25 protein-coding genes are annotated in these 22,834 nt (G+C 71.0%); 8 read left to right on the forward strand and 17 right to left on the reverse strand.

Annotated features, from left to right (window positions below; all coding sequences use genetic code 11):
* Positions 1-14 precede the first annotated feature (14 nt).
* A complete protein-coding gene (gatA, locus tag H7I41_RS07570) occupies positions 15-1,499 on the reverse strand; it encodes an Asp-tRNA(Asn)/Glu-tRNA(Gln) amidotransferase subunit GatA (RefSeq protein ID WP_264011955.1) in 1,485 nt (494 codons plus the stop codon).
* The gene (gene gatC / locus H7I41_RS07575; protein ID WP_264011956.1) at positions 1,496-1,795 is read right to left on the reverse strand and encodes an Asp-tRNA(Asn)/Glu-tRNA(Gln) amidotransferase subunit GatC; all 300 of its coding nucleotides are present in this window, start codon (positions 1,793-1,795) and stop codon (positions 1,496-1,498) included. Before gatC ends, gatA begins: the two co-directional genes overlap by 4 nt.
* Before the next feature lie 82 nt (positions 1,796-1,877).
* On the opposite strand from gatC, the gene H7I41_RS07580 reads away from it, so the two are divergent.
* Positions 1,878-2,546, forward strand: a complete 669-nt coding sequence (locus H7I41_RS07580) for an ACT domain-containing protein (protein ID WP_308214594.1) — start codon at positions 1,878-1,880, stop codon at positions 2,544-2,546.
* Between the two features lie 7 nt (positions 2,547-2,553).
* On the opposite strand, the gene H7I41_RS07585 is transcribed toward H7I41_RS07580, so the two are convergent.
* The 4 genes from H7I41_RS07585 to ligA form a co-directional block, all read right to left on the reverse strand.
* On the reverse strand, positions 2,554-3,030 hold the full coding sequence (locus H7I41_RS07585; protein WP_264011958.1) for a hypothetical protein: 477 nt from the start codon (positions 3,028-3,030) through the stop codon (positions 2,554-2,556).
* Positions 3,020-3,895 carry a DUF58 domain-containing protein gene (locus H7I41_RS07590; RefSeq protein ID WP_264011959.1) on the reverse strand — a complete coding sequence of 292 codons (876 nt, stop codon included), beginning with the start codon at positions 3,893-3,895 and terminating at the stop codon, positions 3,020-3,022. Before H7I41_RS07590 ends, H7I41_RS07585 begins: the two co-directional genes overlap by 11 nt.
* Positions 3,896-3,902: 7 nt before the next feature.
* Positions 3,903-4,901 carry an AAA family ATPase gene (locus H7I41_RS07595; RefSeq protein WP_264011960.1) on the reverse strand — a complete coding sequence of 333 codons (999 nt, stop codon included), beginning with the start codon at positions 4,899-4,901 and terminating at the stop codon, positions 3,903-3,905.
* An 81-nt stretch (positions 4,902-4,982) separates the two neighbouring features.
* Positions 4,983-7,082, reverse strand: a complete 2,100-nt coding sequence (ligA, locus tag H7I41_RS07600) for an NAD-dependent DNA ligase LigA (RefSeq protein ID WP_264011961.1) — start codon at positions 7,080-7,082, stop codon at positions 4,983-4,985.
* A 57-nt stretch (positions 7,083-7,139) separates the two neighbouring features.
* On the opposite strand from ligA, the gene H7I41_RS07605 reads away from it, so the two are divergent.
* The gene (locus tag H7I41_RS07605) at positions 7,140-7,535 is read left to right on the forward strand and encodes an MmcQ/YjbR family DNA-binding protein (RefSeq protein ID WP_264011962.1); all 396 of its coding nucleotides are present in this window, start codon (positions 7,140-7,142) and stop codon (positions 7,533-7,535) included.
* A gap of 38 nt (positions 7,536-7,573) precedes the next feature.
* Complete coding sequence (locus tag H7I41_RS07610) at positions 7,574-9,178, forward strand: 4-coumarate--CoA ligase family protein (RefSeq protein ID WP_264011963.1); 1,605 nt, start codon at positions 7,574-7,576, stop codon at positions 9,176-9,178.
* Here the strand turns inward: H7I41_RS07610 and H7I41_RS07615 are convergent.
* The 3 genes from H7I41_RS07615 to H7I41_RS07625 all read right to left on the reverse strand — a co-directional run bounded on the left by H7I41_RS07615 (position 9,175) and on the right by H7I41_RS07625 (position 11,079).
* Entirely contained in the window at positions 9,175-9,501 is a 327-nt protein-coding gene (locus tag H7I41_RS07615) for an ArsR/SmtB family transcription factor (protein WP_264011964.1), read from the reverse strand. The two genes, H7I41_RS07610 and H7I41_RS07615, sit on opposite strands and share 4 nt — an antisense overlap.
* Positions 9,498-9,992, reverse strand: a complete 495-nt coding sequence (locus H7I41_RS07620) for an SRPBCC family protein (RefSeq protein ID WP_264011965.1) — start codon at positions 9,990-9,992, stop codon at positions 9,498-9,500. Before H7I41_RS07620 ends, H7I41_RS07615 begins: the two co-directional genes overlap by 4 nt.
* Before the next feature lie 76 nt (positions 9,993-10,068).
* Positions 10,069-11,079, reverse strand: a complete 1,011-nt coding sequence (locus H7I41_RS07625) for a uroporphyrinogen decarboxylase/cobalamine-independent methonine synthase family protein (protein WP_264011966.1) — start codon at positions 11,077-11,079, stop codon at positions 10,069-10,071.
* Positions 11,080-11,131: 52 nt separating this feature from the next.
* Between H7I41_RS07625 and H7I41_RS07630 the strand changes: the two genes are divergently transcribed.
* On the forward strand, positions 11,132-11,785 hold the full coding sequence (locus H7I41_RS07630) for a sensor domain-containing protein (protein WP_264011967.1): 654 nt from the start codon (positions 11,132-11,134) through the stop codon (positions 11,783-11,785).
* Positions 11,786-11,798: 13 nt separating this feature from the next.
* Here the strand turns inward: H7I41_RS07630 and H7I41_RS07635 are convergent, their stop codons facing one another.
* A complete protein-coding gene (locus tag H7I41_RS07635; protein WP_264011968.1) occupies positions 11,799-12,377 on the reverse strand; it encodes a TetR/AcrR family transcriptional regulator in 579 nt (192 codons plus the stop codon).
* A gap of 100 nt (positions 12,378-12,477) precedes the next feature.
* Here H7I41_RS07635 and H7I41_RS07640 point away from each other — a divergent pair, with 100 nt between their 5' ends.
* Together H7I41_RS07640 and H7I41_RS07645 are read left to right on the forward strand one after the other, a co-directional pair.
* The gene (locus H7I41_RS07640) at positions 12,478-12,954 is read left to right on the forward strand and encodes a DUF1772 domain-containing protein (RefSeq protein ID WP_264011969.1); all 477 of its coding nucleotides are present in this window, start codon (positions 12,478-12,480) and stop codon (positions 12,952-12,954) included.
* A gap of 53 nt (positions 12,955-13,007) precedes the next feature.
* A complete protein-coding gene (locus H7I41_RS07645) occupies positions 13,008-13,388 on the forward strand; it encodes a DUF4267 domain-containing protein (protein ID WP_264011970.1) in 381 nt (126 codons plus the stop codon).
* A gap of 11 nt (positions 13,389-13,399) precedes the next feature.
* On the opposite strand, the gene mnmA is transcribed toward H7I41_RS07645, so the two are convergent.
* The 7 genes from mnmA to H7I41_RS07680 form a co-directional block, all read right to left on the reverse strand.
* Entirely contained in the window at positions 13,400-14,467 is a 1,068-nt protein-coding gene (gene mnmA / locus H7I41_RS07650) for a tRNA 2-thiouridine(34) synthase MnmA (protein WP_264011971.1), read from the reverse strand.
* Complete coding sequence (locus H7I41_RS07655) at positions 14,468-15,658, reverse strand: cysteine desulfurase family protein (RefSeq protein WP_264011972.1); 1,191 nt, start codon at positions 15,656-15,658, stop codon at positions 14,468-14,470.
* A gap of 47 nt (positions 15,659-15,705) precedes the next feature.
* Positions 15,706-16,599: a lysophospholipid acyltransferase family protein gene (locus H7I41_RS07660; RefSeq protein ID WP_264011973.1), complete on the reverse strand. Its 894-nt coding sequence runs from the start codon at positions 16,597-16,599 to the stop codon at positions 15,706-15,708.
* Positions 16,596-17,432, reverse strand: a complete 837-nt coding sequence (locus tag H7I41_RS07665; protein WP_264011974.1) for a GNAT family N-acetyltransferase — start codon at positions 17,430-17,432, stop codon at positions 16,596-16,598. Before H7I41_RS07665 ends, H7I41_RS07660 begins: the two co-directional genes overlap by 4 nt.
* A 118-nt stretch (positions 17,433-17,550) precedes the next feature.
* On the reverse strand, positions 17,551-18,267 hold the full coding sequence (locus H7I41_RS07670; RefSeq protein ID WP_264012249.1) for an SDR family NAD(P)-dependent oxidoreductase: 717 nt from the start codon (positions 18,265-18,267) through the stop codon (positions 17,551-17,553).
* Between the two features lie 185 nt (positions 18,268-18,452).
* Positions 18,453-19,409: an electron transfer flavoprotein subunit alpha/FixB family protein gene (locus H7I41_RS07675; protein ID WP_264011975.1), complete on the reverse strand. Its 957-nt coding sequence runs from the start codon at positions 19,407-19,409 to the stop codon at positions 18,453-18,455.
* Positions 19,410-19,454: 45 nt separating this feature from the next.
* Complete coding sequence (locus tag H7I41_RS07680; protein WP_264011976.1) at positions 19,455-20,246, reverse strand: electron transfer flavoprotein subunit beta/FixA family protein; 792 nt, start codon at positions 20,244-20,246, stop codon at positions 19,455-19,457.
* 217 nt (positions 20,247-20,463) lie between these two features.
* On the opposite strand from H7I41_RS07680, the gene H7I41_RS07685 reads away from it, so the two are divergent.
* A complete protein-coding gene (locus H7I41_RS07685) occupies positions 20,464-21,261 on the forward strand; it encodes a class I SAM-dependent methyltransferase (RefSeq protein ID WP_264011977.1) in 798 nt (265 codons plus the stop codon).
* The gene (locus H7I41_RS07690; protein WP_264011978.1) at positions 21,258-22,826 is read left to right on the forward strand and encodes a 1,4-alpha-glucan branching protein domain-containing protein; all 1,569 of its coding nucleotides are present in this window, start codon (positions 21,258-21,260) and stop codon (positions 22,824-22,826) included. The genes H7I41_RS07685 and H7I41_RS07690 overlap by 4 nt, the downstream gene beginning before the upstream one ends.
* The last annotated feature ends 8 nt before the right edge of the window (positions 22,827-22,834 follow it).

Genomic DNA, 22,834 nt, shown 5'->3' on the forward strand with positions numbered 1-22,834 from the left:
GCCGGAGCCAGCGGCTACAGCGCGGTCGGCAGCGCTCCGCGGGCCGCCTCGTACGCCGCACCGACCCGGTAGAGCCGGTCGTCGGCCAGCGCAGGCGCCATGATCTGCAGGCCCACCGGCAGACCGTCGTCGGGGGACAACCCCGACGGCACCGACATGCCGCAGTGCCCCGCCAGGTTCAGCGGCAGCGTGCACAGGTCGAAGAGATACATCGCGAGTGGGTCGTCGACCTTCTCCCCCAGCGGGAACGCCGTGGTCGGCGTCGCCGGCGACACCAGCACGTCGACACTGCGGTACGCCTCGTCGAGGTCTCGGGCGATCAGCGTGCGGACTTTCTGCGCCTGGTTGTAGTAGGCGTCGTAGTAGCCCGCCGAGAGCGCATAGGTGCCGATCATGATGCGGCGCTTGACTTCTGGTCCGAAGCCCGCGGCCCGGGTCAGCGCCATCACCTCCTCGGCACTGTGCGTCCCGTCGTCGCCCACCCGCAATCCGTAACGCATCGCGTCGAAGCGGGCCAGGTTCGACGACACCTCCGAGGGCAGGATCAGGTAGTAGGCGGCCAGCGAGTGGTCGAAGTGCGGGCAGTCGACCTCGGTCACCTCGGCGCCGAGCGCGGTCAGCTGCTCCACCGCCGCGTTGAACGACGCCAGCACGCCCGGCTGGTAGCCGTCGCCGCGCAACTGGCGCACCACTCCCACGCGCACACCGGACAGGTCGCCGTCCGCGCCGGCCCGCGCCGCGGCGACCACGTCCGGCACGTCGGCCGTCACCGACGTCGAGTCCTTCGGGTCGTGCCCGGCGATCACCTCGTGCAGCAGGGCGGTGTCGAGCACCGTTCGGGCACACGGCCCGCCCTGGTCCAGCGATGACGCGCAGGCGATCAAGCCGTACCGCGACACCGTTCCGTAGGTCGGCTTGACCCCGACGGTCGCGGTCAGCGCGGCGGGCTGGCGGATGGAACCGCCGGTGTCGGTGCCGATGGCCAGCGGCGCCTGGAACGCCGCGAGCGCGGCGGCGCTGCCCCCGCCCGAACCACCGGGAACGCGATCGACGTCCCAGGGGTTGCGGGTGGGGCCGTACGCGGAGTTCTCCGTCGACGAGCCCATCGCGAACTCGTCCATGTTGGTCTTGCCGACGATCGGGATGCCCGCCGCGCGCAACCGTGTGGTGACCGTCGCGTCATAGGGCGAACGCCAGCCCTCGAGGATGCGCGAGCCGCAGGTGGTGGGCATGTCGGTGGTGGTGAACACGTCCTTGAGCGCCAGCGGCACCCCGGCCAGCGCCGACGGCAGCTTCTCCCCGGCCGCGACGGCCTCGTCGACCCGGGCGGCGGCCGCCAGCGCCGCGTCCTGCGCCACGTGCAGGAACGCGTGGTAGCGCTCGTCGGTCGCGGCGATCTGGTCCAGGCACGCCCTGGTGACCTCGGTGGAGGACACCTCCCCGGCGGCGATGCGCCCGGCCAGGGTGGCGGCGTCGAGGCGGGTCAGCTCGCTGCTCACTCCGGCTCCCCCAGGATCCGCGGGACGGCGAAGCGGCCGTCGACGGCGTGCGGGGCCGCGGAGAGCGCCTCGTCCTGCGTCAGGCACGGCTCGACCGTGTCGGGGCGCATGACGTTGACGTCGGTCAGCGGATTGCCGGTGGGCTCGACCCCGGTGACGTCCACCGCCTGGATCTTGCCGACGTGGCCGAGGATCGCGTCCAGCTGGCCGGCGAAACCGTCGAGTTCGTCATCGGTGAGCGCCAACCGGGCCAAACGGGCCAGGTGGGCAACCTCGTCTCTGGAGATCTGCGACACGACAGAACAGCCTAGTCACGGCGGGTCGGGCCGGTCCGGGGGGCAGGCACGCGGCGGGCGGGACGGCGCCCGCTGTGTCACAGTGTCAGCCGTGCCTTCGTATCTCCTGCGGGTCCAGTTGGCCGACCGGCCGGGCAGTCTCGGCTCGCTGGCGGTCGCACTGGGCTCGGTGGGCGCCGACATCCTGTCCCTCGACGTCGTCGAGCGCGCTTCCGGATACGCGATCGACGACCTGGTGGTCGACCTGCCCGCGGGGGCGATGCCGGACATGTTGATCACCGCCGCGGAGAACCTCAACGGCGTCTACGTCGACAGCATCCGCCCGCACACCGGCCTGCTGGAGGCGCACCGCGAATTGGAACTGATCGACCACATCGCCGCCGCACCGAGCCGCGACGGCAAGCTGCAGGTGCTGGCCGACGAGGCGCCGAAGGTGCTGCGGGTCGGGTGGTGCACCGTGGTGCGCTCGACCGCCGCCGGGATCGAGCGGATCGTCGGCAGCGCCTCGGCCCCGGAGACGCAGGCGGGGTCCGCGCCGTGGCTGCCGCTCGAGCGCGCCGCCGCGCTGGACGGCGCGGCCGACTGGGTGCCGCAGGTGTGGCGCGACATGGACACCACGCTGGCCGCGGCGCCGCTGAGCGAACCGCACTGCGCGGTCGTGCTCGGCCGCCCCGGCGGGCCGCTGTTCCGGCCGTCGGAGGTGGCCCGGCTGGGTTATCTGGCCGGCATCGTGGCAACCATCCTGCGCTGAGCGGGCGTCAGTCCCAGGTCGTCATCAACTGTTCGGTGTCGGCGCCCAGCTCCGCCACATCCACCCCCGAGTCGGCGTTGAACCGGACGTCGTCGATCCGCTCGAGAAGCGGTGCGGCATGGGCTAATTCACCACGCGCGATGTCACCGGTGTGCACGAACTGCGCCGCGATGCCGGTCCGCACGAACAGGAAATTCCGCACCACCCGGGCGAGTTCGGCGCCGGCCTCGGCCGCCGACAGCTCGCCACGTCGGTGCCGTTCGGTGATCGCGCGGGCCGACCGCACGAACCGGCGCTGGGTCAGGCGCCGATGCAGGTCTCGCACGACCGGGATGCGCCGCAGCCGGTCCGGCGGCAGCGTCCACAGCACCACTGCCGTCCACCAGAGCAGCACGGTGACCGCGAGGACGGCGGCCAGCAGCAGCCAGCCCGTCGAGTACGGCAGCGGGCCGCCGACGAATCGCAGCAGGTCCTCACCCGGCACGGCGGTACGCCTCGGTCACCGCGGTGAGCTTCGCGCGCACGTCGGCGCTGCCCGTGATCCGGGCGAACGGCACACCGCGCGTGGTTATCGTCTCGACCAGCGCGCCGAGTCGGCGGCGCTCGGCCTTGCGGTAGGCGGCAAGCACCCGGGGGCCCAGGCTGTGGCCGTCGAGCACCACCCGTCCGGTCGCCACGTCGACGCCCTCGTGCCCGCCGTCGGCGGGGCCACCCACGGCGGGCATGTCCGAGATCATCAGCCACAGCACGTCATGGCGGCCCGCGAGTCGGCGGACCACGTCGTCGAGGCGGGGACTGACCTCCGGCTCGTCGGAGATCACCACGATCAGCACCGGCCGCCGGAGGTGGCGCGCGACGTACTCCAGCTGGCAGATGATGTCGCTGGTGCCGACGTCGCCGCGGCTGTGCAGGTAGAACTGCTCGATCAGGCCCTCGATGTGCGGTTCGCCGCGGCCGCTGCGCATGTGCTGCGAGCCGCGGACATCGCCGTAGACCAGCCCCACCTCGTCGGTGCGGCGCAACGCGATCAGGCCGATCGCGCCCATCGCCACCGCCGCGACGTCGCGTTTGAGCTCACCGCCGGGGGCGAGCGCCGACATGTTTCGGCCCGCATCGGCCACCAGCAGGATCTTGTGGTGCTTCTCGGTGACGAATCGCTTGACCAGCACCGAGCCCGCCCTCGCGGTCGCCCGCCAGTCGATGTCGCGGATCTCGTCACCCGGGACGTACGGTCGCAGGTCGTCGAATTCCATTGTCCGGGTGTGCAACAAGGCGTAGTGACCGCCCTCGAGCATCCCCCGGGTGTCGGAGCCGAAGTACTGTTTGGCCCGATTGAGGTGCCTGCCCATGACGGACTCAGGGCACCCGGACGGACTGCATCACGGCGTCGACGACGGTCTCGGTGGTGACACCGGCGCTGACGGCCTCGAAGCCGAGGACCAGCCGGTGGCGCAGCACGCGGTGCGCGAGGTCGCGGATGTCGTCGGGCAGTACATGGTTGCGGCCGGCCAGCAACGCCAGTGCCCGCGCCGACCGGCAGAACGCGATCGTCGCTCGGGGACTCGCGCCGTACTCGACGAGCCGGGCGAGCTGCGGGGTGAGGAACTCGTCGGGGTTGCGGGTGGCGTACACCAGCTGGCTCACGTAGTGGACGAGCTTCGGGTCGAGATACACCCGGGCGGCGACCTGCTGGATCATCCGCATCTCGTCGAGGGTGATGACCGGCGGGGTGGTGTGCGCGCGGTCGTAGACCCCGGCGTCCATGCGGAACATCACCTCCGCCTCCTCCTGGGGCGTCGGGTAGCGCAGCACTTCTTTCAGCATGAACCGGTCGGTCTGGGCCTCCGAGAGCGGGTAGGTGCCCTCCTGGTCGACGGGGTTCTGGGTGGCGATCACCAGGAACGGCTCCGGAATCGGGTAGAGCTGTCCGGCGATGGTGGTCTGGCGCTCCTCCATCGCCTCGAGCATCGCGCTCTGCGTCTTGGCGCTCGACCGGTTGATCTCGTCGAGCACCACGATGTTGGTGTGCACCGGACCCAGCTGTGTCACAAAGGAACTGGTGGCCGAGTCGTAAATCTGGGTGCCGATGATGTCGCTGGGCAGCAGGTCCGGTGTGCACTGGATCCGCTGGAATCCTCCGGAGATGGACTCGGCGACGACACGCGCCGCGGTGGTCTTGGCCAGTCCGGGAACGCCTTCGAGCAGGATGTGGCCGCTGGTGAGCAGGCCGATCAGCAGGGTCTCACGCAGATTCTCCTGGCCGACGACCTTGGCCGAGAACGCCTCGGCGATACCGGCCACCACGCGGCGGGTCCGGTCCAGCTGCTCGACGTCGGACGGGCTGCTCGTGGTCATCGGGGTCAGAGTAGCCGTCCGCCGGTTCCCCAAACATCGCCCCGCAGCGGCAGCAAACGGCGATCGGGGCGGCGGCCCTGCTCAGACGGCGTCGGGGCCGCCCTCGAGCAGCCGGCTGAAGCCGTCCTCGTCGAGCACCGCCACCCCGAGTTCGACGGCCTTGTCGAATTTCGAACCGGGCGCGTCGCCGGCGACGACGTAGGCCGTCTTCTTCGACACCGAGCCGGCGGCCTTCCCACCGCGGGCGATGATCGCCTCCTTGGCCTCGTCGCGGGAGTACCCGGTGAGCGATCCGGTGACGACGATCGACAACCCCTCCAGCGTGCGCGCGATGCTGGCGTCGCGCTCGTCGGCCATCCGGACCCCGGCATCGCGCCACTTCTCGACGATGGCGCAGTGCCAGTCGACGGTGAACCACTCCTTGACCGCGGCGGCGATGGTCGGCCCGACCCCCTCGGTGGCGGCCAGCTCCTCCTCCGAGGCCTCGATGACGGCGTCCAGGCTGCCGAACTCGGTGGCCAGCGCCCGGGCGGCGGTGGGGCCGACGTGCCGGATCGACAGCGCGACCAGCACCCGCCACAACGGTTGACTCTTGGCTCTGTCCAAATTGGCCAGCAGCCGGCGGCCGTTGGCCGAAACCTCGCCGGCCTTGGTGGTGAACAGCTCGGTGCGCAGCAGGTCGTCGGCGGTGAGCGTGAAGAGGTCACCCTCGTCGGTGATGACCTCTGACTGCAGCAGCGCGATGCCCGCCTCGTACCCGAGGCCCTCGATGTCGAACGCGCCGCGGCCCGCGACGTGGAACACCCGCTCACGCAGCTGTGCCGGGCAGGTCCGCGCGTTCGGACAGCGGATGTCGGCGTCGCCTTCCTTGGCCGGCGCCAGTTCGGTGCCGCATTCCGGACAGTGCGTGGGCATCACGAACTCGCGTTCCGAGCCGTCGCGCAAGTCGACCACCGGGCCGAGCACCTCGGGGATCACGTCGCCGGCCTTTCGGATGACGACGGTGTCGCCGATCAGCACGCCCTTGCGTTTGACCTCCGAGGCGTTGTGCAGCGTGGCGAGGCCGACCGTCGAACCCGCCACCTTCACCGGCTCCATGTAGGCGAACGGCGTGACGCGGCCGGTGCGGCCCACATTGACGCGGATGTCGAGCAGCTTGGTCTGCGCCTCCTCGGGCGGGTACTTGTAGGCGATCGCCCAGCGCGGCGCCCGTGAGGTCGCCCCGAGCCGGCGCTGCAGCGACACCTCGTCGACCTTGACCACCAGGCCGTCGATCTCGTGCTCGACGTCGTGGCGGTGCTCGCCCCAGTACGCGACGCGCTCGGTCACCGCGTCGACACCCTGCACCCGGGTGGTGTGGTCGGACACCGGCAGCCCCCACGCCTGCAGCGCGCGGTAGGCGTCGTGCAGCGTCGTGGGTGTGAAGCCCTCGACCCGGCCGAGCCCGTGGCAGATCATCCGCAGCCGGCGCCGCGCCGTCACGGCCGGATTCTTCTGCCGCAGTGAGCCCGCCGCGCTGTTGCGGGGGTTGGCGAACGGCGGCTTGCCCTCGGCGACCAGGCCGGCGTTGAGGTCCTCGAAGTCGGCCAGCCGGAAGAACACCTCGCCGCGCACCTCGAGCACCGTGGGCAGCGGGAATTCCTCGGTGGCGGTGAGCCGCTCGGGCACGTCGTCAATGGTGCGGGCATTGAGTGTGACGTCCTCGCCGGTGCGGCCGTCGCCGCGGGTGGCGGCGCGTTCGAGCTTGCCGTCGCGGTAGACCAGGGCCAGTGCCACACCGTCGATCTTCAGCTCGCACAGGTAGTGCGCGTCCTCGCCGATCTCGCCCTTGAGGCGGGCGGCCCACGCCCCGAGCTCGTCGGGGGTGAACACGTTGTCGAGGCTCAGCATGCGCTCGAGGTGCTCGGCCGAGGTGAAGTCGGTGGCGAAGCCGGCCCCGCCGACCAGCTGCGTCGGCGAGTCGGGGGTTCTCAGTTCGGGATGGGTGTCCTCGAGTGCCTGCAGCCGGCGCAGCAGCGTGTCGAACTCCGCGTCGGTGATGATCGGGGCGTCTTTGACGTAGTAGCGGAACTGATGCGCGCGGACCTCGTCCGCGAGTTCCTGCCAGGCCCGTCGCACGTCGGCGGCCGGCGCCTCCTCGGCCTGTTCGGCCAGCGCCGACTCGGCGTCTTTCGAGCTCACCTACGCAGGCTATCGAAGCGCTGTGACAGAGACGCCGGAGCGCTTAGCCTGACGGGCATGCCGCACCCGATCATGTTCCATGAGGGCGATCCCGGACTGGCGGAAGTGCGTGAGATAGCGCTGGGTTACCCGGAGGCCTACGAGAAGGTGTCTCACGGCCGTCCCGGCTTCTTCGTGGCGAAGATGTTCGCGATGTACGGCGGCAGCACCAAGGAGAGCGGCTCGATGGAGACCGTTGCGCACTGCGTGATGGTCAAGGTCGACGAGTCCGACCACGAGGCGCTGCTGCAGGACGACCGGTTCTTCTTCCCGGCCTACATGGGCCCGTCGGGCTGGCTCGGACTGGATTTCAGCAGGGCCGACGTCGACTGGAACGAGGTGCGCGAACTCGTCGACGCGTCGTACCGGTTGGTGGCGGGCAGGAAGCAGATCAAGCTCCTCGACGGACTCTGACCGGCCGCGCCGCCGGGCGTGGTTCGATGGCAGGCACCATGAGTTTCGCGAGCCCTTACCCCGACGTCCACATCCCCACCACGAGCCTGTACGACTACCTGTTCGCCGACCTGTCCGAGGCTGATGCGCAGCGGGTCGCGCTCGTCGACGCCGCACCCGGCACCGAGATCAGCTACGGCGAGATGCTCACCCGCACCGACGCGTTCGCGGGCGCACTGGCCGATCGCGGCATCGGCGTCGGCGACGTGGTCGCGCTGCTCGCCCCGAACAGCTCGGCCTTCGCGATTGCATTCCACGGCATCCTGCGGGCCGGCGCGACGGCCACCACCGTCAACGCGCTCTTCACCGCGAAGGACATCGCCAAGCAGCTGACCGACTCGGGCGCGCGGCTGCTGGTCACCGTCGGCCTGCTGCTGCCCCAGGCGGCCGAGGCCGCCGAGGTGGTCGGTCTGCCCGCCGACCGGCTGGTGGTGCTCGACGGCCCCGGCCTGGCCGCCGACGGCCACCCCAACGCCGATGACCTGCTCGGCCCCGGCCACCCCGCTCCGGACGTCAGCTTCGACCCCGCCACCCACCTCGCGGTACTGCCCTACAGCTCCGGCACCACGGGAAACCCCAAGGGCGTCATGCTGACTCACCGCAACCTTGCCGCCAACGTCGCGCAGATCCGTCCGGTGCAGGGCATGACGGCCGACGACCGGATCCTGGCCGTGCTGCCGTTCTTCCACATCTACGGCATGACGGTGCTGCTCGACGCGGCGCTGCACGCCAGGGCGCGGCTGGTGATCATGCCGAAGTTCGACCTCGGCGACTTCCTGCGCAACATCGCCGAACATCGCTGCACGTTCGCGTTCATCGCGCCGCCGGTGGCCGTCGCGCTGGCCAAGCACCCGATGATCGACGACTACGACCTGTCGAGCCTGCGCGGGATCATGTCCGGCGCCGCGCCACTTGACGCCGACCTCGGCCGCGCGGTCGCCGAGCGACTGGACTGCGCGGTGGTGCAGGGCTACGGCATGAGTGAGCTCAGCCCGGTCAGCCACGTCACCCCGTTCGACGGCGGCACCGAACTGGTGGGCGCGTTCGCGCCGCTGAGTTCGAGCGGCTGGACCGTGCCCAATTCCGAGAGCAGGATCGTCGACGGCGAGACCGGGGACGAGATCGGCGTTCCCGCAGAGGGTCTGAGCGCAACCGGCGAGCTGTGGTTCCGCGGGCCGAACGTGATGGCGGGTTACCTGAACAACGAGAAGGCCACCGCCGAGACCATCGACGACGACGGCTTCCTGCACACCGGCGACCTGGCGCAGGTCGACTCGAACGGCTGCGTGTACATCGTCGACCGGCTCAAGGAGCTGATCAAGTACAAGGGCTACCAGGTGCCGCCCGCCGAACTCGAGGCGGTGCTGCTGAGCCATCCGTCGATCGCGGACGCGGCGGTGATCGGCGTCAACGACGCCGAGGGCGAAGAGGTGCCCAAGGCGTTCGTCGTCGCGCAGTCCGACGCCGAGCTGACCGAGGACGACGTGATGGAGTTCGTCGCCGGTCAGGTGGCACCGTACAAGAAGGTGCGGATGGTCGAGTTCATCGATGCGATACCGAAATCCGCGTCGGGCAAGATCCTGCGAAAGGACCTGCGCCGCTAGTCGTCCTCGACGTGGGCGCGCAACCGCTCGATCGCACGGTCCCACCTGCTCGACAGCGCGGTCAGGTAGTCGCTGGCCTCGGCGAGGGGCTCGGGCCGCATGCGCCAGATCCGCTCGCGGCCCTGCCGGTGACTGCTCACCAGACCCACCGCCTCCAGCTGCAGCAGATGCTTGGTGGCGGCCTGCCTGGTCACCGGGATCACCTGCGTCACTTCCGATGTCGAGCACGGGCCGCCGTCGCAGAGCCGGATGACGATCCGCAGCCGGTTCGCGTCGCCGAGCGCGTCGAACAGCGGTGCGGTCGCCTCGACGGTGGTACTCACACCTTTTCGTCCAGCGCCAGGTACTTGCCGATCAGCTCGGCCTGCAGTCCCCAGCCCTCGCTGTTGGCCTCGAAGGCCGAGGCCCGGCGCGCGGCCGGAACGGCGTCGAAGCCGGACTCGACGATACGCAGCAGCACACCGCCGTCGGCCTCGGTGAGGGTGAACTCCACCAGGGTCGTCGGTTCGGCGGAGTAGTCGGCGCCCGGCTCGACGGCATAGGGATGCCACCGGAATGCCAACCGGCGCTTCTGTTCCACCGCGACCACCTGCCAGCTGTCGGCCTGCCCGGCGTACGGCTCCTGCATGCCGGCCACCCGGTCGTCCACGGCCGTCGGCGTCATGACGCCGGTGACGGTCGCGCCCTCGACGAACGGCCCGTCGAAGCGCACCCCGAACCAGCGGCCGAACTCGTCGGCGTCGCTGATCGCGCGCCAGACCCGCTCCAGCGGCGCACGCAGCAGTACTTCCTTCTCGATACGATCGGTATTCATATGCAACCTCCTGGTTGCTCCTCACGCTAGCAATCATCGCCGGGAAAGGCAACCATCTGGTTGCGCCTTTGTGGTGTCAGACAGCTGCGGCGTCGACCGCCAGGACGTCGGCGGCCTTCTGCGCCAGTCCCACGGCCGTACGCGCCCACTCCGGCGTCGACCCGGCCAGACCGCATGCGGGGGTGATGCCGATCCGCTCGGCGATCACGGACCGTGCGAATCCGAGCCGGTCGGTCAGTGTCACCGCGGCCTTCGCGATGTCCTCGGCCGTCGTCGGCGCGCTCGGGGACGCCGACGGCACCACGCCCAGCAGCACGGCGCGGCCGCTGTCGACGAATTCACCGACACCGTCGAGGTCGCCGACGGTGAGTGTCGTGCTGTCGACCGAGATGGCATGAAGAGCGCTGCGCAGGAACAGTTTCCATGGCAGGTCGGTGGCGCAGCTGTGCAGCGCGACGTCACCGCCGACCGTGGCGACGCACTCGTCGAGCAGGGCGGCGGCCACCGGCTCGTCGACCGGGTGCACCGGGCTGAAACTGGTGACGCCGGTGAGGCGGCCCGCCAGCGCGGCGGGCAGCAGCGGTTCGTCGAACTGCACCACCACCGGGGTGCCGAGGCGCCGCTGCAGTTCCGCGCGATGGCCCGCCACCCCTTCCGCGAGTGAGGAGGTCAGATCGCGTACCGCACCCGGGTCGGTGATCGCGCGATGTCCGCCGGGCAGCTCGAGTTCCGCCGACAGGGTGATCGGCCCGGGCGCCTGCACCTTCACTGTCCGACCGGAGCCGGCCAATCCGGCTTTCTCCCAGGCCTCCTCGAGTGCGTCGACGTCCTCGGCGAGCAGGCTGACCGCGCGGCGTCGCGCCGTGCTGCGGCCATGGGCGATGCGGTATCCGCGCGGCACGATGTCGATGCCGATGTCGACCAGCAGTGCCCCCGCCCGGCCGATCATGTCGGCGCCGACCCCGCGCGACGGCAGCTCGACGAGGTGCGGCAGCGTGTGCAGCTCCCCCACCACCACCTCGGCGGCCTGACGCGGGTCGGCGCCGGGCCAGGATCCGATACCGGTCGCACCGGCGAAAACGCTCACCCGTTTGACGATATGCGACGGGGTTAACCTCGTGGCGACGGAAGGGGTCGCGATGAGCGCTCGCGCGAAGAGCGCTCTGGCCCGGTGGCTGGTGCTGTGCGGCGCGGCCGTGCTCGTGGCGGGGTGCGCCCACACCGTCGGCGGGACGGCGGTGCGGCCGGTGCCCGGCATCGACGACGATTCACGCTCACCCGTCGACGTCGACACGGTGCTGCTCGAACAGTCGCAGATGCGCGCCATCACGGGCGCCGGCGAGGACCTGACGATCATCCCGTCGATGGACGGCAAGTTCCCCGTCGACATCGAGGCGCTGATGCCGACGGTCCCACCGCAGTGCGGGTGGGTCTACGCCGAGACGCAGACGTTCGGACCCGACGTCGAGGAGTTCCACAAGACCACGTTCCAGAATCCGCCCGACGGTGGGCTCATCTCGCAGGGCGCCGCCGGCTACCGCGATCCGGTGACGGCCCGCCGCGCCTTCGACGGCCTCGTCGCGCACATCGACCGCTGCGACGGCACCGGCGCCGGGCCGTCGATCGTCGGCGACTGGACGGCGTCCGACGATGCGGCACAGACCCGGCCCGGCGGGTGCGGCCGCGACTACCGCCTCAAGTCGGTGGTGCTGGTCGAGGTGACGTTCTGCAGTTTCCCGGACTCGGTGCCCGACATCGTGATGGCCAGCATCCTGGCCAGGATCCGCGAGTAGCTCCGCCGGGCTGTCAGTCGCTTCCGGTGAACGACCTGACGAGCACGTCGAGGCGCTCCGCATCGTGGCCGGGGCGTAGCCGGCCGGCGCGGGTCAGGGTGACCAGGCCGTGCAGCCCGGCCCAGAACGCCTCGGTGAGCGCGTCCGCGTGCCGCCCGCCGGCGACCACGGCGAGCGCCTGCCGAAGCTCGGTGAAGGCGGCCGTCAGCTGCGGCGGGGTGTCCTGGGCGGCGAAGCGCAGGGTGGTCGCCCGGGTGAACATCACGTCGTAGAGGGCCGGGTTGTCGCGGGCGAAGCCGGCGTAGGCGCGGGAGATCCGGGAAAGGACCTCACCGGCCGCGCCGGGGCCGGTGCGTGCGGCGCGGAGCACCTCGACCAACTCGCCGAACCCGTCGAGGGCGACGGCCTCGGCAATCTGTTCCATGCCGCTGAAGTGCTTGTACAGCACCGGCTGGCTGTACTCGATCTCGGCCGACAGGCGACGCGTGGTGACGGCGTCCCAGCCCTCGGCCTCGGCCAGCCTGCGGGCCGTGGCGACGATCAGCTGTCGGCGGGCGGCCCGCTCGCGCTCGCGGCGATCTTCGATCGGCATACCACACGCTATCACCGCTAGCTCTACTAGCGCTGCTATTGACTCGCCGACGGCAGGGGGTTAGCGTTGCTAACACCTACTGGAGCAGGGAGTCCCCGACATGGCGTTGGACCTCATCACCAGTGCCGCCGCACTCATCGCGGTGCTCGGCACCGCGGTGGTCTACGGCACCGACGTGTTCTGCGCCATCGTGCTGCGGCCCGCCCTGGCCGCGGTCGACGACGGCGCCCTGGTCGCGGTGACCGGACACATGCACCGCTACGGCGACCGGCGGATGCCGGTGCCCGGAGTGCTCGGCATCCTCGGCGCCGCGGCCACCGCGGTGCTGGCCGCAGTGGCCGCACACTGGCCACAGGCGATCGCGGCGGCCCTCGCGCTGGTCCTGCTGTCGGTCTGGCTCGTGCTGTACCTCCGGGTGAGCGCACCCATCAACCGGCGACTGACGGCGGCCGCCGACGCCGGGCGGCCGCTACCGGACGGACGAATGCTGCAGGCACGGTGGGACCGGATCATCGGCGCCCGCGCCGCGCTGCAAGGTGTGGGCCTGGCCGCCCTGTGCATCGCGCTGATGACATGACACCCCTCGATGCCGTTCTCCCCCATTCCCTCTCAGCACCAGGAGTCTCCCTCATGACCGTCACCACCGTCGCCTACGTGCTCGCCGGACTCATTGCCGCGGCCATCATCGTGATCGGCGCGCGGTTCCTCGTCGCGCCGCGTGCCGCCGCCGCCGGCTACGGGGTCGAACCAGATCTCGATCAGCGTCACGCCGGCGCCTATCTGAGCGTCAAGGGCGTCCGTGACATCGCCTCAGGACTGTTCGTCGCCATCCTCATCGCCGCGGGTGCCACGCACCTGCTCGGCTGGGCGCTGTTGGCAGCCACCGTCATCCCGATCGCCGACACGGCCATCGTGCTCGCCAACGGCGGTCCGAAGTCGATCGCCTGGGGAGTCCACGGTGTCACCGCCGCCGTCATGGTGATGACGTCGGCGCTGCTGCTGATCTCCTAGGCAGCCACTCGCTAGCCGCGCAGCGTGGCGCTGCCGAGCACCTCGTCGCCGTCGGGATCGGGGCGGTAGAGCACCATCGTCTGCCCCGGCGCGACACCGCGCAGCGGGGCACGCAGATCGACCGTGAGCAGTCCGTCCACCAGCGCCGCGACACCGTCGGCGACGCCGCCGTGCGCCCGCACCTGCACCGCGCACTCCACCGGGCCGTCCGGCGCCGACCCGCTTGTGAACACCGGCCGCTCGCCGGTCAGCCGCCACACGTCCAGATCGGCCCTGTCGCCGACGCGGACCGTCCCGCTGGCGGCGTCGATCTCCGTCACGTAGCGCGGCCGCCCGTCCGGGCCGGGTCCGGCGATGCCGAGGCCCTTGCGCTGTCCGACGGTGAAGCCGTGCACACCTTCGTGTTCGGCCAGCACGGCGCCACCGGAGTCGACGACCGCTCCGCGCCGCACGCCGATGCGGGCGCCTAAGAACGCCCGGGTGTCGCCGGACGGGATGAAGCAGATGTCGTGGCTGTCGGGCTTGTCGGCGACGGCCAGGCCGCGGCGGGCGGCCTCCTCGCGGATCTGCGCCTTCGGGGTGTTACCGATCGGGAACAGCGCGTGTCGCAATTGACCGGCGGTCAGCACACCGAGCACGTAGGACTGATCCTTGTCGTGGTCGACGGCGCGCCGCAGCCTGCCCTCCGACAGCCGCGCATAGTGCCCGGTCGCGACGGCATCGAAGCCCAGCGCAAGGGCGCGGGCCGCCAGCGCGGAGAACTTGATCTTCTCGTTGCACCGCACACACGGGTTCGGTGTCTCACCGCGGGCGTAGGACGCCACGAAGTCGTCGATCACGTCCTCTTTGAAGCGGTCCGCGAAATCCCAGACGTAGAACGGGATGTCGAGGACGTCGGCGACCCGCCGGGCATCGCCGGCATCCTCTTTCGAGCAGCATCCGCGCGATCCGGTGCGCAGCGTGCCGGGCGCGGCCGACAGCGCCAGGTGCACACCCACGACGTCGTGCCCGGCGTCCACCATCCGGGCGGCGGCGACCGAAGAGTCGACACCGCCGCTCATCGCGACCAGGACCCGCATCTACTCCAGCACCCCTGAACTGGCCAGCGCCGCCTGGCGCGCGCGCTCCACCGCCGCGGGCAGGACCGCAAGCGCGGCGTCGACATCGGCGTCGGTGCTGGTGTGTCCCAGCGAGAGCCGCAGCGATCCGCGGGCATTCACCGGGTCGACACCCATCGCGACAAGCACATGCGAGGGCTGGGCCACCCCGGCGGTGCAGGCCGAGCCGGTAGAGCATTCGATTTCATTGGCGTCCAACAACATCAGCAGCGAGTCGCCTTCACATCCACGGAAGGTGAAGTGCGTGTTACCGGGCAGCCGGCCGCCGTGGCGGGCGCCGTTGAGGTAGACGTCGTCGATGCCGGAGAGCACACCGTCGATCAGCCGGTCGCGCAGCTGCTGCACGCGCGCGCTGGTGACGGCCATCCCCTCGATCGCGATCCGCGCCGCGGCTGCCATCGCCACCGCACCCGCGACATCCGGTGTGCCCGAACGCACGTCGCGCTCCTGGCCACCGCCGTGCAGCAGCGGCACGCAGGTGGTGTCGCGGCGCAGCAGCAGTGCGCCGACACCGGTGGGGCCGCCGAACTTGTGGGCCGCCACACTCATCGCCGACAGGCCGCTGGCGGCGAAGTCGACCGGGATCTGCCCGACGGCCTGGATCGCGTCGCTGTGCATCGGGACGTCGAACTCGGCGGCCACCGCGGCCAGTTCGGGCACCGGCAGGATGGTGCCGACCTCGTTGTTGGCCCACATCACCGACACCAGCGCGACGTCGCCGCCGCCCTGCAGCGCCGCCCGCAGCGCGGCGGGCGTCACCGAACCGTCCGGCTCCACCGGCAACCAGGTCACCTCGGCGCCTTCGTGCTCGGCGAGCCACTCCACCGCGTCGAGCACGGCGTGGTGCTCCACCGGGGTGGTGATGATGCGGCGGCGCCGCGGATCGGCGTCGCGGCGGGCCCAGTAGATGCCCTTGACCCCGAGGTTGTCGCTCTCGGTGCCGCCCGCGGTGAAGATCACCTCGGACGGGCGGGCGCCCAGCAGGTGGGCCAGCGCCTCTCGCGCCTCCTCCATCCGCCTGCGGGCCAGCCGGCCGGTGCCGTGCAGCGACGACGCGTTACCGACCGTCGCCAGCACAGCGGTCATCGCCTCGATGGCGGCGGGATGCATCGGGGTGGTGGCGGCGTGGTCGAGATAGACCGGCTCGGACATAACCGTTCAAGGATACCGGCCACCCCTGGGCCGCTCGCTTCGCCTGGTCAGGCAGCCAGGGCGTGCGCCGACGCCGGTGTGGCGGACAGCGCCTGCCGGTCCTGGCCGCGGACCAGAGCCTCGCAGCGTGCGGCGAGGTCGCGCCGGTCGGCGCCGGGCAGCTGCAGCGACGCGACCTCGATGTGACAGACCGTCAGGCGGGCGCCGGTGACCCGGCGCAGGGACGCCACCAGCGTGTCGTCACCGACGAAGGCGGGCACCGTCGACGGCCTGCCGTCACGGTGGTGGTAGTTCAGCCGCAACGGCTGCACCGGCCGGCCGGCGTCGACCGCGGCCTGGAACATCGCGGGGCGGAACCGGCCGTACCCCAGCCCACACCAGGTGGTGCCCTCGGGGAACGCCACGACGGTGTGGCCGGCCCGCAACCGGTCGGCGACCGCCGACACGACAGCGGGCAGGCGGCGCAGGCTCGCCCGGTCGATCGGGATGACCTTCACCATCCGCGCCAGGCGCCCGATGGCGGGCCACTCGATCAGGTCCGCCCGCGCGACGAACGACCCCGGCAGCACGGCGCCGATCGCGAAGATGTCGAGCCACGACACGTGCCCGCTCACCACGAGCACGCCGCGCAGATTGCGGATCGGGCCGCCGGACACGCTGATGCGCACGCCGAGGCAGCGCAGCATCAGCCTGCAGTAGGCGCGTTGGACGTGCGCGCGTCCGGGCAGCGGCACCGCGAGCAGCGGCAGCGCCGGCGCCAGCAGCAGGGCCATGGCCAGCCGGAGCACCGTGCGCAGCCGCACCAGGACCGGCCGGCTCGGCCGGCCGACGCCGGCGCTGACACAGCTGGAGTCGCAGGAGGCCCGGGGCAGCCAGGGGTGGTCGGCAACTACGGGAGCCGGCACTGCGGCGGATCCCGAACCGGGCGCCAGGCCGGTCATCGGGTCACCCCTTCGGCCATCGTCGACGCCGCCGAGACCGACCGGAGGCGTTTCAGGTAGCGGGTGTCGGCCTGCCGCTTGTCCAGCAGCGCGGGGAAGTCGCCCACGCCGAAGTCCGGATCGTGGGCGGGATCGCCGCAGATCCGGGCGCCGAGACGCAGGTAGCCGCGCATCAGTCCGGGAACGGCGACGCGGGCCGGCGGTTCGATGTCGTCGAGTCCGCGCCCGTCGAGCACCACCGGGCGGTACGGGCGCACGGTGAACTGCTCGGGGGCGGCGTGCCTGCGGCGGACGAAGTCGCGGACCCCGCGGATCTGGCTGCCCGGCGAATCGTCGGCGCCGTCCGTGTGCGTGGGCACCGAGACGCAGCCGGTGACGTAGTCGTAGCCGCAGCGGTCCAGGTAGGCCAGGATGCCCGCCCACATCAGCAGCACCACTCCGCCGTTGCGGTGGTCCTCGCGCACCACCGCACGCCCCATCTCCACCAGCGACGGCCGCAGCGAGTCGAGCGCGCTGACGTCGAATTCCGTTGCGGTGTAGAGACCACCGGCGGCGATGGCGCCAGGAGGTGGCAGCATCCGGTAGCAGCCGACCAGCTCACCGGACCCCTCCTCGCGGACCAGCAGGTGATCGCAGTACGCGTCGAAGCGGTCGGCGTCGCGGCCGTCGGTCGCGCCGGCCAGGGCGAAACCCGGCTCGGAGGTGAACACGTCGTGGCGCAGCCGCTGGGCGGCCTCGATCAGGTCGGAGTCGGTGGACAGCAGCAGCGAGTACCGCGGGGTGTGCGCAGAGGTGGTCTGTTCAGCGGCGATGAGTACAGCAGCAGTGCTCATGGTCAGCACGCTCGCCTAGCCGGGTCTCGGGACGGCGTCGTGTGCGTGACGTGTCCATGAGCGCTGGATGACGAAATGTGGTCGTCGGCGCTCTCAGGAGTCGATCATCGAGTCTCCCTCAGGCCGCTGCGCCGCCGCCGTCGGCGTGCAGCGTCGATCCGGTGATGAAGCTCGCCCTCGGCGAGGCGAGGAACAGCACCGCCTCGGCGATCTCCGCCGGACGGGCGGTCCGGCCCAGTGGCAGCGACCGGCCGAGTTCGTCGTTGGTGTCGCCCCATTCGGCGTAGACGCCCTCGGTCGCCGTAGGTCCCGGTGCGACGCTGTTCACCCGGACGCCCTGGGGCCCGAATTCCGCCGCCCAGGTTCGGGTCAGCGACTCCTGCGCGGCCTTCGAGGCGCTGTAGGTGGACGCTCCCGGCACGCCCTTGAACGCCACCATGGAGGTGACGTTGACGATGCTGCCGCCGCCGCGGGCGATCATGCCCGGCACCAGCGCGGCGACCAGGAAGTACGCGCCGCGCACATTGGTGTCGAACGTCGTCTCGAACGAGGCCACGTCCTGGTCGACGGTCAGCGCGCCGGGGAAACTGGCCGCGTTGTTGATCAGGATGTCCACGTCGCCGCAACGGCGGACCAGCGATTCGACCGACGCGAGGTCGGCGACGTCGGCCTCGATGAACCGCACGCCGAGTGTGGCAGCCGCCTGCTCGCCGCGGACGGCGTTGCGACCGGTGACGGTCACCGCCGCACCCTCACGGGCGAGCAGCCTGGCGACCTCCAGGCCGATGCCTGCGGTGCCGCCGGTGACCAGCGCGGACTGACCGGTGAGTTCCATGTCAGCGACCCGCCTGCTGTTCGTCATTTCAGAACCCTCCTCGGTTGACTGCCCTCAGCATCGCCGCACCGTGGCCGTGGTCGCCCCCTGGAGAATCCGTGGTCTTGCCCGCGCCCGGACAAGACGGAACCCCGGCGCCGCAGGGCGCCGGGGTTCTGCGTTGAGCGTGTGCGTCGACCGAGGGGTCAGCCCTTGCGGGCCTTCACCTTCTCGGTCAGCTGCGGGGTGACCTTGAACAGGTCGCCGACGATGCCGAGGTCGGCGATCTCGAAGATCGGCGCCTCCTCGTCCTTGTTCACCGCGATGATCGTCTTCGACGTCTGCATGCCGGCGCGGTGCTGGATCGCCCCGGAGATGCCGAGCGCGATGTACAGCTGCGGCGACACCGTCTTGCCGGTCTGGCCGACCTGGAACTGGCCCGGGTAGTAGCCGGAGTCGACCGCGGCACGCGACGCACCGACGGCGCCGCCGAGCGCGTCGGCCAGCTCCTCCACCACGTTGAAGTTCTCGGCGCTGCCGACACCGCGGCCACCGGACACCACGACCGTGGCCTCGGCGAGCTCGGGACGGTCACCGGCCACCGCGGGCTCTCGCGCGGTGATCCTGGTGGCGTTCTCCGCCTGCTCCGGCACCTCGACGTTGACGACCTCGCCTGCGCCGTCGGACGGCTCGGCGTCGAGCGAACCGGCGCGCAGCGTGATCACCGGCAGCTCGCCGGTGGACTCCGCCTCGACGGTGAAGGCGCCACCGAAGATCGAGTGGATGGCCACGCCACCCTCCTTGACCTCGACGACGTCGGTCAGCACACCGGACCCGATGCGGGCGGCGAGCCGGCCCGCGATCTCCTTGCCGTCGGCGTTCGACGACAGCAGCACGGCGGCCGGCGACGCCGACTCCACCAGCGATGCCAGCACGTCGACCTGCGGGGTGATCAGGTAGTTCTCCGCGTCGTCGGACTCGGCGACGTAGATCTTCGCGGCGCCGGCGGCCTTGAGGCCGTCGACGAGCGGCTCGGCGGTGCCGGGCTTGCCCACCACGACGGCGGAGGGCTCACCGAGCACGCGGGCGGCGGTGATCAGTTCGGAGGTGACCTTCTTCAGGGCACCTTCGGCGTGTTCGACGAACACGAGTACTTCAGCCATGGGTTTGTCTTTCGCCTCTTCTAGGAATGTCTGGTCGGGTCGCGGCTAGATGATCTTCTGGGCCACGAGGTACTCGGCGACCTTCGCGCCGCCCTCGCCCTCGTCGGTGACCTTCTCGCCTGCCGTCTTCGGCGGCTTGGGGGTCGACGACAGCACCTTGGAACCGGCATTGGCGACGCCGACCTCGTCGGCCTCGACACCGATCTCAGCCAGCGTGAGCTTGACCACTTCCTTCTTCTTCGCGGCCATGATGCCCTTGAAGGACGGGAAGCGCGGCTCGTTGATCTTCTCGTTCACGCTCACCACGGCGGGCAGCGAGGCCTCGAGGGTGAACACGCCGTCGTCGGTCTCCCGCTCGCCGGTGACCTTGCCGTCCTCGACGCTCAGCTTGCGCACGTGCGTCAGCTGCGGCAGGCCCAGGTACTCGGCGATGATCGCCGGCACGGCGCCGCCCGTGCCGTCGGTGGCCTCGTTGCCGGCGATGACCAGCTCGGCGCCCTCGATGGTCCCCAGCGCGCGGGCCAGCGCCCACCCGGTCTGGACCATGTCGGAGCCATGCAGCTGCTCGTCGACTAGGTGGACCGCCTTGTCGGCGCCCATCGACAGCGCCTTACGGATGGCCTCGGTGGCACGCTCCGGCCCGGCGGTCAGCACGGTGACGGTGCTGTCGTCGCCCTGGCGCTCCTTGATCAGCAGCGCCTCTTCGACCGCACGCTCGTTGATCTCGTCGAGCACGGCGTCGGCGGCTTCCCGGTCGAGCGTGTAGTCCCCGTCGGACAGCTTCCGCTCGGACCACGTGTCAGGGACCTGTTTGATCAGGACCACGATGTTCGTCATGACTCTGGTTCGTCCTCCTCGGTGAGGCCGATGGGCCGGCCTGCATTACCACGTTTCAAGCAACTGCCACCATGTTACCCGTCGGTAACTTGTGGTGGCCGTACTGACACCATAGCTGGTCGAAGTTTGCGCGCTGACCTCCCCTAAGCAGGGGCGGCGTGGAGGAACTGTTCGCGAATCGGCCATCGGCGCTTCGCCTGGGTTAGCCTGCCTTCCGATGAGCGCATTCCTGACGGGGGCGGTCGGGGACGGCCCTGGCCGGACACCCCCTGCCCTGCCGCTGACCGGCGAGCGGACCATCCCCGGCCTGGCGGAGGAGAACTACTGGTTCCGCAGGCACGAGGTCGTCTACCGGAGGCTGGCGGCCCGCTGCGCCGATCGCGACGTGCTCGAGGCCGGCTGCGGCGAGGGCTACGGCGCCGACCTGATCGCCGACGTGGCGCGCCGGGTGATCGGCCTCGACTACGACGAGGCGACCGTCGCCCACGTGCGCGCCCGCTACCCGCGCATCGAGATGCACCACGGCAACCTGGCCGCGCTCCCGCTGCCCGACGCCTCCGTCGACGTCGTGGTGAATTTCCAGGTGATCGAACACCTCTGGGACCAGCCGCAGTTCGTCGCCGAATGCCTGCGGGTGCTGCGGCCCTCCGGCGTCCTGCTGATGTCGACACCGAACAGGATCACGTTCACCCCCGGTAGCGACACCCCGGTCAACCCGTTCCACACCCGCGAACTCGATGCCGACGAGCTGACCGAACTGCTGACCGGTGCCGGCTTCGCCCTGGAGGGGATCCACGGCGTCTTCCACGGCCCCGGCCTGACCGCACTCGACGCCCGGCACGGCGGCTCGATCATCGACGCCCAGATCGCCCGCGCGGTGGCCGACGCCCCGTGGCCGGCCGACCTGCTGGCCGACGTCGCCGCGGTCACCGTCGACGACTTCGACCTGACGCCCGCGGCCGAGCGCCCGATCGACGACAGCCTCGATCTGGTGGCGATCGCGGTGCGGCCGTGACAGATCCGGCGCCCGCAGTACCTGGGCTCTTCACCCTGGTGCTGCACACGCACCTGCCGTGGCTGGCCCATCACGGCCGCTGGCCGGTCGGCGAGGAGTGGCTCTACCAGTCGTGGTCGGCGGCCTATCTCCCCCTGATGCGCGTGCTGCGCACGCTGGCCGCCGAAGGCCGGGGACACCTGCTCACCCTCGGGATGACGCCGGTGGTGACCGCGCAGCTCGACGACCCGTACTGCCTGACCGGTATGCACCACTGGCTGGCCAACTGGGAGCTACGGGCACTCGAGGCCGCGACACTGCGCACGTCGACCGCCACCGGCGCGGCCTCCGCCCCGGAGGCGTTACGCGCGTTCGGGGCGCACGAGCACCGGGTGGCGAACGAGGCGCTCGAGGACTTCACCACGCTGTGGCGCCACGGCGGCAGCCCGCTGCTGCGCGAGCTGATCGACGCCGACGCCATCGAACTGCTGGGCGGGCCGCTCTCGCACCCGTTCCAGCCACTGCTCAACCCGCGGCTGCGGGAGTTCGCGCTGCGCGAGGGCCTGGCCGACGCCGGCCAGCGGTTCGCCCATGTGCCCACCGGCATCTGGGCGCCGGAGTGCGCCTACGCGCCCGGCATGGAGACCGAGTACGCCGCCGCGGGCGTCGGGCACTTCATGGTCGACGGGCCGTCGCTGCACGGGGACACCGCGCTGGGCCGCCCGGTCGGCGCGTCGGATGTCGTCGCGTTCGGCCGTGACCTGCAGGTCAGCTACCGGGTGTGGTCACCGAAGTCCGGCTATCCGGGCCACGGCGCCTACCGCGACTTCCACACCCACGACCACGTCACCGGGCTCAAACCGGCCCGGGTCACCGGGCGCAACGTGGCGTCCGAGGACAAGGCGCCGTACGACCCGCAGCGTGCGAGCGCGGCTGTCGACGGACACGTCGCCGACTTCGTCGACACCGTGCGGCAGCGGCTGATCGCCGAGAGCGAGCGGATCGGCAGGCCCGCGCACGTCGTGGCCGCCTTCGACACCGAGCTGTTCGGACACTGGTGGTACGAGGGCCCGGAGTGGCTGGCGCGGGTGCTGCGGGCACTCCCCGAAGCCGGCGTCCGGGTCGGCACCCTCTCCGACGCCGTCGCCGGCGGATTCGTCGGCGCACCGGTCGAACTGCCGCCCAGCTCATGGGGTTCGGGCAAGGACTGGCAGGTGTGGGCGGGCGAGCAGGTCGCCGACCTGGTGCAGCTCAACAGCGAGGTCGCCGAGACGGCGCTCAGCACCGTCGACAAGGCGCTCGCCCAGACCTCGGCCGTCGGATCGCCATCGGCGCGTGACCACGTCGCCGACCAGATCCTGCGCGAGACACTGCTGACGGTGTCGAGCGACTGGCCGTTCATGGTCAGCAAGGACTCGGCCGCCGACTACGCGCGCTACCGCGCCCACCTGCACGCCCACGCCACCCGTGAGATCGCCGGGGCGCTGGCCTCCGGCCGCCGCGACACCGCGCAGCGACTCGCCGACGGCTGGAACCGCGCCGACGGACTGTTCGGCGCGCTCGACGCCCGACGGCTCCCGCGATGAGCCGGACC

Origin of the sequence: [Mycobacterium] manitobense (genome assembly GCF_025821665.1) — a bacterium.
Taxonomy (GTDB): domain Bacteria; phylum Actinomycetota; class Actinomycetes; order Mycobacteriales; family Mycobacteriaceae; genus Mycobacterium; species Mycobacterium arseniciresistens.

Excerpts from the sequence above, each read along its gene's own strand:
- H7I41_RS07590 (WP_264011959.1), bottom strand. The coding sequence starts at position 3,895 with ATGGGCAGGCACCTCAATCGGGCCAAACAGTACTTCGGCTCCGACACC.
- H7I41_RS07595 (WP_264011960.1), bottom strand. The coding sequence starts at position 4,901 with ATGACCACGAGCAGCCCGTCCGACGTCGAGCAGCTGGACCGGACCCGC.
- H7I41_RS07605 (WP_264011962.1), top strand. The coding sequence starts at position 7,140 with ATGCCGCACCCGATCATGTTCCATGAGGGCGATCCCGGACTGGCGGAA.
- H7I41_RS07610 (WP_264011963.1), top strand. The coding sequence starts at position 7,574 with ATGAGTTTCGCGAGCCCTTACCCCGACGTCCACATCCCCACCACGAGC.
- H7I41_RS07620 (WP_264011965.1), bottom strand. The coding sequence starts at position 9,992 with ATGAATACCGATCGTATCGAGAAGGAAGTACTGCTGCGTGCGCCGCTG.
- H7I41_RS07630 (WP_264011967.1), top strand. The coding sequence starts at position 11,132 with ATGAGCGCTCGCGCGAAGAGCGCTCTGGCCCGGTGGCTGGTGCTGTGC.
- H7I41_RS07635 (WP_264011968.1), bottom strand. The coding sequence starts at position 12,377 with ATGCCGATCGAAGATCGCCGCGAGCGCGAGCGGGCCGCCCGCCGACAG.
- H7I41_RS07640 (WP_264011969.1), top strand. The coding sequence starts at position 12,478 with ATGGCGTTGGACCTCATCACCAGTGCCGCCGCACTCATCGCGGTGCTC.
- H7I41_RS07645 (WP_264011970.1), top strand. The coding sequence starts at position 13,008 with ATGACCGTCACCACCGTCGCCTACGTGCTCGCCGGACTCATTGCCGCG.
- mnmA (WP_264011971.1), bottom strand. The coding sequence starts at position 14,467 with ATGCGGGTCCTGGTCGCGATGAGCGGCGGTGTCGACTCTTCGGTCGCC.
- H7I41_RS07655 (WP_264011972.1), bottom strand. The coding sequence starts at position 15,658 with ATGTCCGAGCCGGTCTATCTCGACCACGCCGCCACCACCCCGATGCAT.
- H7I41_RS07660 (WP_264011973.1), bottom strand. The coding sequence starts at position 16,599 with ATGACCGGCCTGGCGCCCGGTTCGGGATCCGCCGCAGTGCCGGCTCCC.
- H7I41_RS07665 (WP_264011974.1), bottom strand. The coding sequence starts at position 17,432 with ATGAGCACTGCTGCTGTACTCATCGCCGCTGAACAGACCACCTCTGCG.
- H7I41_RS07670 (WP_264012249.1), bottom strand. The coding sequence starts at position 18,267 with ATGGAACTCACCGGTCAGTCCGCGCTGGTCACCGGCGGCACCGCAGGC.
- H7I41_RS07675 (WP_264011975.1), bottom strand. The coding sequence starts at position 19,409 with ATGGCTGAAGTACTCGTGTTCGTCGAACACGCCGAAGGTGCCCTGAAG.
- H7I41_RS07680 (WP_264011976.1), bottom strand. The coding sequence starts at position 20,246 with ATGACGAACATCGTGGTCCTGATCAAACAGGTCCCTGACACGTGGTCC.
- H7I41_RS07685 (WP_264011977.1), top strand. The coding sequence starts at position 20,464 with ATGAGCGCATTCCTGACGGGGGCGGTCGGGGACGGCCCTGGCCGGACA.